Source organism: Flavobacterium sp., assembly GCF_041392085.1.
Lineage (GTDB): Bacteria > Bacteroidota > Bacteroidia > Flavobacteriales > Flavobacteriaceae > Flavobacterium.
The window spans coordinates 513,235-527,346 of record NZ_JAWKMW010000004.1 but is presented as its reverse complement, the minus strand read 5'-3'; the positions used below and the strand labels follow the sequence as shown (position 1 = coordinate 527,346).

At 32.4% G+C, this 14,112-nt stretch carries 16 protein-coding genes; 4 read left to right on the top strand and 12 right to left on the bottom strand.

The genetic code is table 11. The annotated features are described in order from the left end of the window. Positions 1-128 precede the first annotated feature (128 nt). From creD to R2782_RS02470, 4 genes are all read right to left on the bottom strand, one after another. A complete protein-coding gene (creD, locus tag R2782_RS02485; protein WP_371266484.1) occupies positions 129-1,472 on the bottom strand; it encodes a cell envelope integrity protein CreD in 1,344 nt (447 codons plus the stop codon). 28 nt (positions 1,473-1,500) lie between these two features. Next, positions 1,501-1,824: a hypothetical protein gene (locus tag R2782_RS02480; protein ID WP_371266483.1), complete on the bottom strand. Its 324-nt coding sequence runs from the start codon at positions 1,822-1,824 to the stop codon at positions 1,501-1,503. Between the two features lie 79 nt (positions 1,825-1,903). Then, on the bottom strand, positions 1,904-2,200 hold the full coding sequence (locus tag R2782_RS02475) for a winged helix-turn-helix domain-containing protein (RefSeq protein WP_371266481.1): 297 nt from the start codon (positions 2,198-2,200) through the stop codon (positions 1,904-1,906). A gap of 66 nt (positions 2,201-2,266) precedes the next feature. Continuing rightward, entirely contained in the window at positions 2,267-2,890 is a 624-nt protein-coding gene (locus R2782_RS02470) for a hypothetical protein (protein ID WP_371266480.1), read from the bottom strand. A 75-nt stretch (positions 2,891-2,965) separates the two neighbouring features. Between R2782_RS02470 and R2782_RS02465 the strand changes: the two genes are divergently transcribed. Further along, positions 2,966-3,319: a DUF1801 domain-containing protein gene (locus R2782_RS02465; RefSeq protein ID WP_371266479.1), complete on the top strand. Its 354-nt coding sequence runs from the start codon at positions 2,966-2,968 to the stop codon at positions 3,317-3,319. A 206-nt stretch (positions 3,320-3,525) separates the two neighbouring features. On the opposite strand, the gene R2782_RS02460 is transcribed toward R2782_RS02465, so the two are convergent. The 4 genes from R2782_RS02460 to R2782_RS02445 form a co-directional block, all read right to left on the bottom strand. Continuing rightward, positions 3,526-4,962 carry an NADP-dependent isocitrate dehydrogenase gene (locus R2782_RS02460; protein ID WP_371266478.1) on the bottom strand — a complete coding sequence of 479 codons (1,437 nt, stop codon included), beginning with the start codon at positions 4,960-4,962 and terminating at the stop codon, positions 3,526-3,528. 335 nt (positions 4,963-5,297) lie between these two features. Continuing rightward, positions 5,298-6,140, bottom strand: coding sequence for a hypothetical protein (locus R2782_RS02455; protein WP_371266477.1), 843 nt, complete (start codon positions 6,138-6,140; stop codon positions 5,298-5,300). A 16-nt stretch (positions 6,141-6,156) separates the two neighbouring features. Next, on the bottom strand, positions 6,157-6,975 hold the full coding sequence (gene kdsA, locus R2782_RS02450) for a 3-deoxy-8-phosphooctulonate synthase (protein ID WP_371266476.1): 819 nt from the start codon (positions 6,973-6,975) through the stop codon (positions 6,157-6,159). Positions 6,976-7,031: 56 nt separating this feature from the next. After that, positions 7,032-7,493, bottom strand: coding sequence for a 2-dehydro-3-deoxyphosphooctonate aldolase (locus R2782_RS02445; protein WP_371266475.1), 462 nt, complete (start codon positions 7,491-7,493; stop codon positions 7,032-7,034). Between the two features lie 105 nt (positions 7,494-7,598). On the opposite strand from R2782_RS02445, the gene R2782_RS02440 reads away from it, so the two are divergent. Both R2782_RS02440 and R2782_RS02435 read left to right on the top strand, forming a co-directional pair. Further along, positions 7,599-8,147, top strand: coding sequence for a YeeE/YedE family protein (locus R2782_RS02440; RefSeq protein WP_371266474.1), 549 nt, complete (start codon positions 7,599-7,601; stop codon positions 8,145-8,147). Positions 8,148-8,150: 3 nt separating this feature from the next. Then, a complete protein-coding gene (locus tag R2782_RS02435; RefSeq protein ID WP_371266473.1) occupies positions 8,151-8,564 on the top strand; it encodes a DUF6691 family protein in 414 nt (137 codons plus the stop codon). 55 nt (positions 8,565-8,619) lie between these two features. Here the strand turns inward: R2782_RS02435 and R2782_RS02430 are convergent, their stop codons facing one another. Then, positions 8,620-11,427: a triple tyrosine motif-containing protein gene (locus R2782_RS02430; RefSeq protein ID WP_371266472.1), complete on the bottom strand. Its 2,808-nt coding sequence runs from the start codon at positions 11,425-11,427 to the stop codon at positions 8,620-8,622. A 179-nt stretch (positions 11,428-11,606) separates the two neighbouring features. On the opposite strand from R2782_RS02430, the gene R2782_RS02425 reads away from it, so the two are divergent. Further along, positions 11,607-11,873, top strand: coding sequence for a heavy-metal-associated domain-containing protein (locus R2782_RS02425; protein WP_371266470.1), 267 nt, complete (start codon positions 11,607-11,609; stop codon positions 11,871-11,873). On the opposite strand, the gene R2782_RS02420 is transcribed toward R2782_RS02425, so the two are convergent. The 3 genes from R2782_RS02420 to R2782_RS02410 all read right to left on the bottom strand — a co-directional run bounded on the left by R2782_RS02420 (position 11,870) and on the right by R2782_RS02410 (position 14,082). Beyond that, positions 11,870-12,448, bottom strand: coding sequence for a lysoplasmalogenase (locus tag R2782_RS02420; RefSeq protein ID WP_371266469.1), 579 nt, complete (start codon positions 12,446-12,448; stop codon positions 11,870-11,872). The two genes, R2782_RS02425 and R2782_RS02420, sit on opposite strands and share 4 nt — an antisense overlap. An 80-nt stretch (positions 12,449-12,528) precedes the next feature. After that, on the bottom strand, positions 12,529-13,806 hold the full coding sequence (locus R2782_RS02415) for a sterol desaturase family protein (RefSeq protein ID WP_371266468.1): 1,278 nt from the start codon (positions 13,804-13,806) through the stop codon (positions 12,529-12,531). Continuing rightward, positions 13,807-14,082 (bottom strand): ATP-dependent Clp protease adaptor ClpS, encoded by a 276-nt coding sequence (locus R2782_RS02410; RefSeq protein ID WP_371266467.1) that lies wholly within the window; start codon positions 14,080-14,082, stop codon positions 13,807-13,809. It lies immediately after the preceding gene. Between the last annotated feature and the right edge of the window lie 30 nt (positions 14,083-14,112).

Below are 14,112 nucleotides of genomic sequence, written 5' to 3'. Positions count from 1 at the left end.
GACGAGTGATTGTCGGGTTTTTTTATTTATATCAATATAATTTACAAAATAAAAACCACCAAGAAATCAATCTCACCAAGCAAGCTTAATGAACCTTAATTTCCTAATGGTTTTAAAAACAAATTAATTTAATTCCCCGCTCCCCAATCAATCTTCCTAGAAAAATACATCACAGCGGCTAAAATCAAGAATAAACCGATGCTTCCTACCAATAATGCATAATCTTCCATTTGAATAATCACAAAAATAAACGTGTATAAAAACGTAAGCGAAATGCCAATAAATGCCGGAAATTTTTTGTTCTTTAAAATCGAGATGGAGTAGAGGGAAATCAACACAATTACAGAAGCTCCAGCAAGCAAATATGCCAACGTGAAACTACTGTGTTCGGTGATGGAAATCAGTAGTGTATAAAACATAATCAACGCCAAACCAATCATCGAATACTGAAAAATATGGATGTTTATTTTGCTAATGCTTTGAATGAGGAAAAAAATTAAAAACGTTAATCCAATCACCAAAAATCCGTACTTCGAAGCTCTATCGTTCTGTTGGTATTCATCAACCATGGTAATAAAATCGACACCAAATGCATGCGGTTTTACATTCGGTAATGTTTCAAATGCTTGTTGCGGAAAAGGTCGGTTGAGGTGCAACACTTCCCATTCGGCTTCAAAACCTTTGGCAGTAATTTTTTTGTTTTTATCGTTTGGTAAAAAATTACCTGAAAAACTCGGGGACGGCCAATTGGAAGTCATTTTTGCCGATGTCGTTTTGCCAATCGGAGCAAAGTGAATCATTTTACTTCCGTTGTAATTGATGTTGAACGTAAAATTTTGCTTTTTGTTCTCCCGAAGCGATTGCAAATTCACCAAACCGGTTTCTAACGTTGACATCGAATCATTTTGCTTGTTTTGAGTGGGTTCAAATCGGTAAACAGAATCGCCCATTTTAAGATTTACTTGGCTTTTAATACTTTTTAAATTAGTGGTTCGAATCTGAATTGTGGCTTTGTCCCAAAGGATATTTTCATCTGCTATTGAATTGATTTTAAAGTTGGGAAAAACATAACTTCCCGAAAAATCCATTTGAGCATTGAATACATTTGATTTATACAAACTGCGTTGCAAGGGTTTCACCATCGTGACATCGGTCGTGTTTTTCAGTTCTTCAGGAAAGAAATATGCCAAACGAATTTCTGTAGAAATTGTTTTCACATGCTGATTGGTTTTCGCTTCATATTGCATACTTTCGGTATGCACTTTGTACGGAATTTTCAAAATCGGACCATAAAAATAGATTGCTTCGCCCCATTTTTCGGAAGTTTCAGAAACGACTTCTTTTTGTCGGATAGAACGTTCTTCGATTAAGCTTCTTACAAATTGCAGCGGAATTAATAAAACGAGCGTTAAAAAGCCAACCATGATGATTTTTGCGGTGTTGGACTGAAAGAAATTGGTTTGTTTTTCCATGATTGAAATAGTTTAAAAGGTTAAAAGGTTAAAAGTTTAAAAGGGTAATGCGATTAATGGTTAAATAAAAGAAGACTGCTGCGATGGGAATATTGGCCAATACAATTAGAATTTTTACCCCAAAATACTCCCGGTGATTTTGAAAGAAAATAAAGTGATGAATGAGATTAAGTACTACTAAGCCATTAACAAGTAAGGCAATTAAGATATAAAAAAAGCCAAAGACATAAATTTCATCGATTTTTGGAAACAGTTGATTAAGCAAAAATAAAATGGTTCCCATTACAAATGATGAAATGGCGATTTGCGTTGAAAGTTTGCCGGTTACTTCGGTATAGCTTTGTTTAGTCATGATGATGAGTTTTTGATTAAATTATTTTCTTGTTGTATAAAGTACTTTGTATTTCAAAGTTAATAGATAAAAAAATAGGTTAACTTTTTTTGATTAATTTTTCAAGGGCTTCGATGTGTTCTTGAAAGGCTTTTTTTCCAAGTTTTGTTGCTTTGTAACTGGTATTAGGTTTTTTTCCGATGAATTGTTTTTCAATGGCAATGTATTCTTCTGCTTCTAATGCTTTTGCATGAGAGGCAAGGTTACCATCAGTAGCACCTAACAATTCTTTTAATGTATTAAAATCGGCACTTTCATTCACCATCAATATCGACATGATGCCCAGTCGGATGCGATGGTCAAAGGCTTTATTCATATTTTGGATAATATTTTTCATTTGGTTGGGATTTGCGTTTCTTCTCTACTAGAATAAGTTTTGATGAAACTTAGTTTTTTTATCATGCTAATCTCTTTCGTATTTAAAATACATGATACTACCATACAGAATATGACAAAAGCCAAAACCTAACGCCCAAAATAGTAAACCGTAGCCTAAAAACCATGTCGAAAGTAATCCTAAAAGAATAAAAGTTAGTCCTAAATAGCGAACGCCTCCAATGGTATATTTACTTGCATTCACACATGCTAATCCGTAAAAGATTAAAGTGAGCGGAGCAATTAAACCTAACATTTCTTTTTCGATAAGAAATATTATAAAGAAACCTCCTGTTGCTAAGGGAATTAAAAAATTGATTACTAGTCTTCTTGCCGTGCTATTCCAAATGGTTTCGTTGTTCTTTTGTGCTTTTCGTATGCTTAATGCTATTCCGGTTAGTAAAGAAAGTAGTGCCACCGATGACGCAATTACTAACAATCGCATAACAGCTTCTTCGGAAATCACCAAATTCTTGTAAGCTCCCAATGTTGAAGTGTCAAAGTAAATCGTTTTATAAGCCAAATAAGCACCAATTAACGCATATGTTCCGGCTAAAATTCCCGATAGTCCACTCAAAGATAAAAAGCGTGAGGATCGGTTCATCAAGTTTTTGATTTCAGAAAGGTCGTTGAGGTATTTCTCGTTTTTCATTTTAAAGTACTTTGAAATGCAAAGTAAAATATAAAATTTTTCACAACCAAATAAATTTTCATTTATTTTTGAAAAATGAAACCGGCCGAAGAATATATACTCAATCAACCTGAACCGTATCGTTCGATTTTACTGCATGTTCAGGCTGTAATTGAATTAAATGTACCGGAGATAAAGTTGTTTTACAAATATAAAATTCCGTTTTATTACTACAACAATAAACCGTTTATTTATTTAAATGCCAGTCATAAAAAACACTATGTTGATGTTGCATTTATAAGAGGTTATGAACTAACCTTACATCAAGATCAATTGACAGGTGAGGGCAGAACATTGGTAAAATCGTTACGGTATAAGCGTTTAGAAGAAATTGATAATGCTGTTTTGGAAGAATTAATTCAAGCTCAGATTCTTTTATTAAAAAAATAGATTTTAAATTTGTTTCTTAGTTATTTTTATCTGTTTTTGGAATCGAAATAAAAATTCAATGCTCTTAAAATGAAACTGCTACAAATATAAAAAGAGGTTGAACTTACGGGTTCAACCTCAACAAAAACTATTCATTTAAAGATTTGTCTTCAAAAATTTTATTACGATTAATGATTTTCTTCAAATTAGAACAGATGCTAATTTTGTTATTGACCTTGTCCTAACGAATAGGCTGGTTTACCGTCAAATGAATACAAGTTTTCAGTTTTAATTGTATCAATATCTTGCTCGATTGCATTTTTCAAAAGTTGATAAATATCCATTTTGTTGATGGATGTAGATTCAGTTGGTTTAAATCGACATCTCCAATGGTCGGTGCAAAAAGTTTCTTTGAAACCATCAGGCCAAACCTTGATTCCTCGGTTGGTAATCATGCTTAGCTGAATTCCGTTAAATTCTATTTTTTTTAATTTTTCTGCTAATTCATTTGGATTTGTTCCGATCCAATGAACAAAAATATCTACGCCTACCAATTCTTTTTTTGCGGCTGGTTTTCGAATGTATTTTGGAAGATTTAATGCAGAGCTATTGGCGTATGAAACTGATTTTAGTTTAGAGGGTTTGAAGCCAAGGTTTGCAATCACTGCTTGTGCAAATTCTTTAGTTCCTACTTTTTGTGTGCTTGTTCCTTCTTTAAATATATCATACGTATGAATTCCGTCTTCCAATGTTTTTAGCCAAGCGTTTTGCACTTTTTCGGCTACATCTGTTTGACCAATGTGATTTAACATCATGATAGCTCCTTGCAAAAGTCCTGATGGATTTGCTACATCTTGTCCAGCTCTTCTGGGAGCTGAACCATGAATTGCTTCAAACATTGCACATTCTTCACCTATATTTGCAGAACCTGCTAAACCAACTGAGCCAGTGATTTGAGCGGCTACATCACTTAGTACATCGCCATATAAATTGGGCATCACAATCACGTCAAAGGCTTCAGGTGTATCGGCCATTTTGGCGGCACCTATATCGATAATCCAATGTTCGTTTTCAATTTCAGGATATTCTTTTGCGATTTCATCAAATACTTGATGGAATAATCCATCCGTTTGTTTCATGATATTATCTTTTGTAAAGCAAGTAACTTTTTTTCGGTTTTGTTGTTTAGCATATTCAAATGCATAGCGAACAATCTTTTCGCAACCCGGTCTACTGATTAGTTTTAAGCATTGTACTACTTCATCCGTTTGTTGGTGTTCTATACCGGCATATAAATCTTCTTCATTTTCTCTAACAATCACAATATCCATAATAGGATGCTTTGTCTCCACAAAAGGATGTAAGCTCATACACGGTCTAACATTAGAATACAATCCAAGAAATTTTCGAGTGGTCACGTTCAAACTTTTATAACCTCCGCCTTGTGGTGTTGTTATTGGAGCTTTTAGAAAAATTTTATTTCTTCTAATGATATCCCAAGATTCATTTGAAATTCCTGAAGTGTTTCCGGCTAGGTAAACTTTTTCACCGACTTCAATTTCTTCAATTTCAATTTTGGCACCTGCAGCGAGAATAATTTCTAAAGTTGCATCCATAATTTCCGGACCGATACCGTCTCCTTTTGCTACTGTAACTTTTGTCATATTATAATTGGTTTAATGATTATTGATGCAAAGTTCAGTAATATAATTCATAATTTTTTATTTATATAATTAATGAAATACATAAATAATGTTTATGTTTATAGATTGTTTTAAATTGATGTTTTTGATTTAAATAATTGATATTTAGCTATTTGATTGTATTTTTGAGGTGGTTTTTTTAAGAAATATAGATATATAATTTCTTTAATATTAGAGTGATTTTTTTAGTTTATGGCTTTTTTTTAACTCTATGATTTTTAGAGTTTGAAGAAATATTAAAATAAAAATGCTTCTCTAAAGAAGCATTTTTATAACAGTAAATAAAGTTAACTGTTTTAAATCTTAAATACTCCCCCCACGACAAGAATTCGTTGAAAAAACCAAAAATTTTGTTCAGCACTGTCGGCTTTATCTTTTGTTGTGCGAATGTTATTCATGTCGATATAACCGCCTTTTAATTCACCTTGTATGAAAAAGTACTTTAAAAAAGTAATGTTTAAACCGGCTTTAGCAGAAAGTCCATATCCGGAAATATGAAATTCGTCATACCGGTCTTTCCCTAATAATGTTGTGTTGGTTCTAGGGTATAAAAAACCACCTCCAACTCCTTCTGTTAAATTTACCTGTAAAATATCCGTGTTCATAATTCCAAACCATTTTGAAATATCATCAACACGAGAAATTTCGGTATTCACATAGTTCAAGCCATCGGTATGTTCAAACTTTAAAAAATCTTTGGTGAGCAAAACTTGTCCGTTTGGTAAAGATTCTCCATAGCTACCTTCATTAGGATAATAGCCTGAATAATTTACTGCTCTGTCTTGATACATTACATATTTCATGTGGTCAAAACCCAGTGAAATGTTGTATTTATCTGTAATAAAATAACCGACTCTAAAATTTGTTTGCGGAATAGTCATACGAGTCGGATTAAAATAATCGATGTGAAATCCTTTCGATTTATCATGGGCGGAAACATTGTACAACGTAAAATCGTAATCATTTCCTTTGAAATGAATATCAGATTTCGAGTAGGTTTCTCTATTTCCTCCCCAATAAATGTAAAATTTTCCTTTGTTATGGGTTGTATATTTTTCTTTCCTAATTGGAGCTTCTTGGGCTGATACATGTAAGATAGCACAAAAAAAGGTTACAATCAGTAGTGATTGATTTTTCACGGTTATTGAGATAAAATTAAAATTGATTAATGGTTTTTCGTATGGCGACTAACTTAGTCATTAAGTTTTCAAAATAGTCAAGGTGAAGCATATTTGCTCCGTCACTTTTAGCGTTGGCCGGATCAAAATGGGTTTCAATGAAAATTCCATCAACTCCGGTTACTATTCCTGCCTTTGCGATGGTTTCTATCATATCTGGACGGCCACCGGTAACACCCGACATTTGATTGGGTTGCTGTAACGAATGGGTAACATCTAATATAGTGGTTGCAAATTGTTTCATAGTTGGAATCCCCCTAAAATCCACAATCATATCTTGGTAGCCGAACATGGTTCCGCGGTCGGTAACCATTATATTATCATTTTGACAATCCAGTACTTTTTGAACGGCATGTTTCATGCTTTCCGGACTCATAAATTGTCCTTTTTTTAAATTAACGGTTTTACCTGTTTTAGCGGCAGCCACCACTAAATCGGTTTGACGAACCAAAAAGGCCGGAATTTGTAGCACATCTACATATTCGGCGGCCATGGGAGCGTCTTCGTTAGTGTGAATATCAGTTACGGTAGGTATACCAAAAGTTTGTGATACTTTTTGTAAAATTTTTAAGGCTTTTTCGTCTCCAATACCTGAAAAACTATCGATTCTAGAGCGGTTTGCTTTTTTAAATGAACCTTTAAATACATAGGGTATTTGTAATTTATCAGTAATTTTTACCAAACGTTCCGCAATTTTAAGAGCCATTTCTTCACCTTCAATGGCACAAGGTCCCGCTAAAACAAAGAAGTTTCCACTGGCAGCATGCTTAATTTGAGGTATTTTTGTAATATCCATAGTGGGTTTTTAAAGTGCAAAAGTACGAATAATTTGATTTGATTTTGTAACTTAGGTTACTCATCTTTTTTGATAGTTAATCCTTTTGGTACCATTAATATACCTTTCTCATAAATATTAAAATGAAGCAGTAAAGGTTTTTTGCAGCCTACCCAATGTATTTGATAAACATCTAAAAATCCGGCACCAATTTCACTTCTTTTAGTAGGGAATGGACAACAACTTTCGATTTTTTTATAAAATAGCTTTTCGCCATTGGGTCCGGCCAAAGCTTTTAAAAAACGCTCTTGATTAATGCTGTCATTGGCTGTTGAACGATAATATATATTTATAGGATAATCAGGGTCATAACCGTATTTGGAGTCATCACTAAACGTTGTTATAACAAAAGAATTATCTTTTTTCAATAGGGGGGTTGGTGCAGAATCATCTATGTTTTTAATGGTGTTTTTGATTCCACCACATGAAATAGTAAAAATTGCTAATAAAAAAAGGGGTAGAAAGGTCGGTTTTTTCATTTGAACATATTCTATAGTTAGCCAAAGGTAAACGTTTTTTTGGACAACGTTGCTAATTTCATTTGTTAGAATACACTGTAAACTCTATTTTTGTAAAAAAATTATATGGAGATACTCTCACAAACTTGGCATTGGTCAATTTCCGGTTTTTTAATAGGGTTGGTCATGTTGTTTTTGACTTATTTTGGAAAGACATTTGGGATGTCTTCGAACCTTCGCTCATTATGTGCCATGACTGGTATTGGTAAAAAAGTTCCTTTTTTTGATTGGGATTGGAAAAGCCAACGTTGGAACTTAGTGGTGGTTGCGGGTGCGATGGTAGGAGGTTTTATTGCAGTTCATTTTTTGCATGATATTTCCAATGTAAGCCTTAATCCGAAAACGATACAGCAGTTAAGCAATATGGGAATTGATGAACCATACGGAAAGCTATTACCCCATTCATTATTTGAAAATTCTTCTCCCAAAATGATTATTATTTTGATTACAGGTGGAATTTTAATCGGTTTTGGTAGTCGCTATGCAGGTGGATGTACTTCCGGACACGCAATTTCAGGATTGAGTAACCTTCAAATGCCCTCATTAAAAGCCGTTATTGGGTTTTTTATCGGTGGATTAATCATGGCTCACATTCTTTTACCTTTAATTTTTTAAGACATGAAATTAGTGAAGTTTTTTTTAGTTGGCATTTTATTTGGGATTGTGTTGACCAAAACAGAAGCCGTTTCATGGTACAGAATTTATGAAATGTTTCATTTTCAATCGTTTCACATGTATGGTATTATCGGAACAGCTATAGCAACCGGTGTTGTAGGAATTCAAATTATTAAAAGGAATAAAGTAAAGGATATTGAGGGAATGCCAATTGAAATTTTGGATAAAGAAAAAGGAAATGCCCGCTATTGGATTGGAGGAATTTTATTTGGTTTAGGTTGGGCATTAGTTGGAGCTTGTCCAGGGCCCATTTTTATACTTTTAGGAGCTGGATTTTACAATGTTGCCTTTGTGCTTTTGGGAGCAATTTTCGGTACTTTTTTGTATGGATTAATTAAAGATAAATTACCTCATTGATACTATTTCTAGTATTTAATAGTCAGTTATATACTTTTTTTTAGATGTCCAAAAATTAAATGGATAAAATGTATTCCACAAGGCCTTGTTCATGTGATAATTCCATTTTTTTACGCAAGCGATACCGTTTTATTTCTACACTTCGCACGGATATATTCAATAATGGTGCAATTTCTTTAGACGATAAATTGAGTCTTAAAAAGGCACAAAGTCTTAAATCATTAGGAGTTAAACTTTGATGAGCGGCTTTAATTTTCTTGAGGAAATCTTTATCTGCATTATTAAAAGCATCTACAAAAACATTCCAACTTTCCTCTTCATTTATGTTTTTATTAATAGAGGTAATTACTGATTTGATTCTTTTATTAGGCAATGATTCTGGTGAATTCTTTAAATCTTCTTTAATCATGGAAAGTAATTCGTTTTTCTTAATTAGATTCATCGTTGATGCTGCCAATTCTCTATTTTTATTTTCAAAATCTTGCTCTAATTGTTGGTTCTTAACCCTCATTAATTCTTGTTCGTTTTCTAATTCTTTAATTTCAAGCAAACGATTATTTTCTTCAATTAATTTTTCTTGTTGTTTATGGTAATATTTTTGGTATGCTTTATTAATAAAATAGGCTAATATAAGTAATGATATGATATAAATAACTAAGGCGAGGTTAGTTGCATACCAAGGTTTTAGAATTGTGAATGAATACTTTTCGGCATTTTCACTGATTGCATTACCTATTTTTGATCTGACGATAAAGGTGTAATTTCCCGGTTGAAGGTTTTTAAAGTTAGCCGAAGATCTAGAACTCCATTCACTCCATTCATTCTGAAAACCTTCTAATTTGTATTGAAATTCAGCTAAAATGTATTTATTGTATTTAGGTACGGTGTAGGAAAAGGTGATGTTGTTATTATTTGAATCAAAAGCTCCCTTTTCATGGATTGATTCAAATGTTAACGTTTCATTATGTTTGTTAGTGGCAATAGCAGTGATGTATAAGTGATTGTTGTTAAAGAGTAATTCATCAATGTTTATAGTATAATAGCCATCTGTGGTTCCAACCAAATAAAGAGATTCAGAGAGTTGTGAGATATTTTCGTAACCCAACATTGAATTAGTTAGCGAAGAAGGAATCGGAATAACATTGTGCTTTAAAGAGGAACTCAGTTTTCCGTAAGAAAAATAATTAATGTAATTTTTGGAAAAAAACCAGAGCCGATTTGATTTGTCGGTCATTAATTTTCCGGACAGGTATTCATCATTATCAAAAACAGCACTTAGTTTTTTACTTTTTTCAAATTTTTTACTTTTATTGTTGAAGGCAAAAATTCCATCCTTTGAAGCATAATATACTGTTTTATTAAAATTTGCTATGCTGGCGTTTTTCCCTTTTTTTGGATTTTCATGATCTTCAAAAAGTGTTACTTTTGAATAAGTAGGATCAATTTTAATTCGAAATATTCCTTTGTACTCATGGCTAATTATTAATTCATTGGTGTCTGAAAACTCAAAATATTTTGAAGAATAATCAAAACCTTTGATTTTATTTTTAAACTGCCAAGTATTATTTATTTTTTCCAAAATAGAAATTCCATAATAATTTCCTTGTAAAATTATATTTTTATTGAAAGGACTGGGTTCAAATTTCCACGTTCCGGAACTATTATAAATGGACGTAGCTGTTTGATTTTCTACTAGAAATGTTCCGGAATCATGCCCGCAAAACAACGTGTTGTCAAATGAAAAAAGAGACCAAACTTGACCTTTTGTTCCGGTAACAAACTTAAAAGTATCCTGTCCTTCCTTGTTTTTATAGAATAAGCCTTGATTCGTACCTACATAGAGCTTATTTTCATGAATAATAGATGCATAAACAGTACCTAAAATTCCTGTATCATCATAAAAACTTCGGATAGGAGAGGTGATATTAATACAATTGATCCCGTTGTCTAAACCAATCCAAATATTTTTATCGGCATCTTCAAAAAGTGAAAGAGCAGTATTATTACTAATTCCTTTATTTTGGGTGATATGATAAAGAGTATTACCGTCGTCATTTATGATAAAAATCCCATTAGAAACGGTTCCGATTAAAAAACTTTCACCGGCATATTTTTGTCCGCAATAAACACTACTATTATTTAATTCAGAATCAGAATCAGTTTGCCATTTGGTGAGTTTATTATCTTTAAATTCATAAAATCCATCATTTTGCGTTAATAAAAGCAATCCATTGTTTCGCTTATAAATAGACACAACTTTATTGTTAATAAAAAAGGGATCCTTAGAAATGAGTTTACTTACACCATTTTCAATTTCATAAAGTCCATTTTTAACGGTTTGAAAATAAATTGATTTTGCTACTGAATAAGCTTTAAAAATTCCGGTTTCCGGTTTGATGATTTTGAATGTTTTATTTTTTGTATCGTAGGTAAAAATTTGATTTAATGATTGAAAAATAACCCAATGATCAAATTGCAAAATGTTCCAAAATTGCTCGTCATCGAGGATTCTAGATTTAATTTGTTCGCTTAAAGATTTGTATTTCAGTAATCCATTTTGATTGCGTTCCCAATAGCCAAATTCCATGTAGCAACCAGTATAAATTCTTTCGTCAATTACTTTTACCGATCGAATAATTGATTCGTTTGGTGAAGGATAAAGCAACCATTCGGAGCCATTAAATTCTAACAAACCATCATTATTTGCAAAATACATGATGTTTTGTTTGTTTTGAGAAATCATCCAGTTTTGATTTCCGCCTTTGTAGGCGTTAGGTGGGTATTTAATAATTGGTGGTAACTCTTGAGAATTGCCAAAAAAAGCAGAAAAAAGTAAAAAGCATCTTAAAACCTTAGTAAACATTTTTAGTGGACTGTTTATAAGATCAAAAAATCGGTAAAGCATAAGTAAATTTTCGTTTTTGAATGCATAAAAATACAACTTTAAACGAGTATTACCACATAAAATAGTTCTTATGTAACTCAGGTTACTTTTTTCTATTGAATATTGTATACTTTTATGTCAAATTATTATCAACAAAAATGGAAGCGACTATCAAAATACAAAATCTAAAATGTCATGGATGTGCTAATACAATTACTAAAAATCTTAGTGCATTAGAAAATATTTCAGAAGTACAAGTGGATAATGCTGAGCAGATTGTTTCGTTTCTTTATAAAAATCAAGTTGATTTTGAAATAGTTATAAAGACATTAAATCGATTGGGTTATCCTATGGAGGGTGATTCTAACACGTTTACTGAAAAAGCGAAATCATTTGTAAGTTGTGCAATTGGTAGAATTGGTTAATTCTCCTTGTTTGTCAAAATGCTTTTCACAATCAAAAATTGAGCCGCCAAATACGTACTCATTATCAATACCGCACTTATTGGTATAGGTTTGTAAAATTTGTTTATGGCTAAAACACTATCAGAAATAACAAACAATAAAGCACCAATTACAACCAAGAGGTTTGATGGTTTTTCCCATTCATAAAAAGCTTTTATACTCATTAAAAGCATAGTAGATATAACAACTGCATAAATGGTAACCGGAATTTTCATTTCGTTTAATGATGGCCATAATAGACTTAATATTCCAAAAAGATAGATTCCAACAAAAGGAATAAAACGCAAGTAAAAACGACTACTATTGATTTTGGGTTGTTTGAAAAACAAAAAAATATAAGCTAAATGAGCAAGTAAAAATGCAATTAATCCGAAAATAAAAAACAAAGTACTTTTATCAGCAAATAATAATAAAACATCGCCAATCCATGAAAAAAATAAAGCAGCTAAAAGAATCTTTTGCGTTTTAAATTTATCTGAAATAGCAACGAGACTTATTAAGAAAGGGATTAAGAGAGGTTTCAACCACCAAGCCATATCTTCTTTATTTGTTACTAGTAAGAGGAGATAACAAAAACAAATCACCACAAAATTCCGGGTATATTTACGTTCTCTCATTAGGAATCAATTGCGTTGACAGTTTTTTTATACTCAACAAACTCATGCGCAGAAAAATAGTAGGAAAATCCGAACGAGACGATAAAATAAATTCCTATGATATAGCTTGTGTAAGGTAAGATGGCATTCAATCCAAACCAATCTCCGTAAATAAATAGAATTCCAAGTCCAAGCAACATCCTGCATAACTCAAAAAAATAAGCCTTAGAATTTGTATCCATTAATTCAGTTTGACTGTAAATCGTGGTAAAAATAAATAATCCGTAAATAAATATCGAAGGTAAACCTATTACGCCAACATTAGCAAACAAATAGCTCACAAATCCCAACGTGATAAATAATTGAATAATAGAAAAATACTTCAAAAGCGAAGAATGTTTAGGGTTGTATTTTTCAAAAGTATACACATCATCAATTTTAAAAACAGGATATTTTTCCTCAAAACCATCAGGTCTCCATCCGGTTGGCATAAACCAAATTCTAATTTTGTCTTTCCAATTTTCTGTTCGCCAAGCGTCTTGGATTAGCAACCAGAGATGCTGAAAATTAATTTTAATAGGATTCCAAGTTTGAGCGGGTCTGGTTATGCCAAAAACGGCAGGTACATCCTTTAATTCTTGCTGAAACGTTCCAAACCACTTGTCCCAAAAAATAAAAATTTGTCCGTGATTTTTATCTAAATATTCTTTATTAATGGCATGGTGAACCCTATGGTGAGAAGGGGTTACAATAATTTTTTCTAAAAAACCCATCTTGCCAATGTGTTTAGTATGATACCAAAATTGCAAAAATAAGTGTAATGGAAGGACAATGGCAATTACAGTAGCCGGAACACCCAAAAAAGCTGCCGGAAGTAATAAAAAGGTAAATAAATTCACAAAAGATGATATGGATTGTCTTAATGCACAAGCCAAGTTAAATTCTTCACTACTGTGATGGATAGCATGTTTATTCCAAAAAAAATTAATTTGATGTGACCATCGGTGTGACCAATACCCATAAAAATCGATGACAAAAAAAGCAATTACATAGGTAAGAAATGTGTTTTCAATAGTGAAAAGAGCCATTTTGTTTACCATCCATTCGTATGTCAAAATCGAAACACTTATTCCCAATACATCTTTCACGGCATTGGTAATTCCGGAACTCAAACTGGAAACGGTATCCATCAAAGGAACTGTATCATTTCCTGTGAAGTAACCATAGGTTTTTTCAATTACAATAAGTAACAAAAATACCGGCATGGCAATAATGAGTATCTTTCCGTATTGTTCCATTTAGATGATTTCTGCACTCAAACCGGCTTCCAGTAATTGAGTACATTGAGGCTTCAGTTCGTCAAAAGGTCCCGTTTTTACCGTACATTTTCCTTTGTAGTGAACCAAAATAGCACATTGTTCAGCTTGTTCACTGGTATGGTTACAAACCCGAATTAACGTATCAATCACATGGTCAAAAGTATTGACATCGTCATTAAAAAGCACAATTTCGTTGTTGATGCCAACGGCTTCTTCTACTAAAACTTCTTCTTGTATTTTCTCTATCGTACTCATTCTATTTTAGTTAAAAAGTAATACTCAATT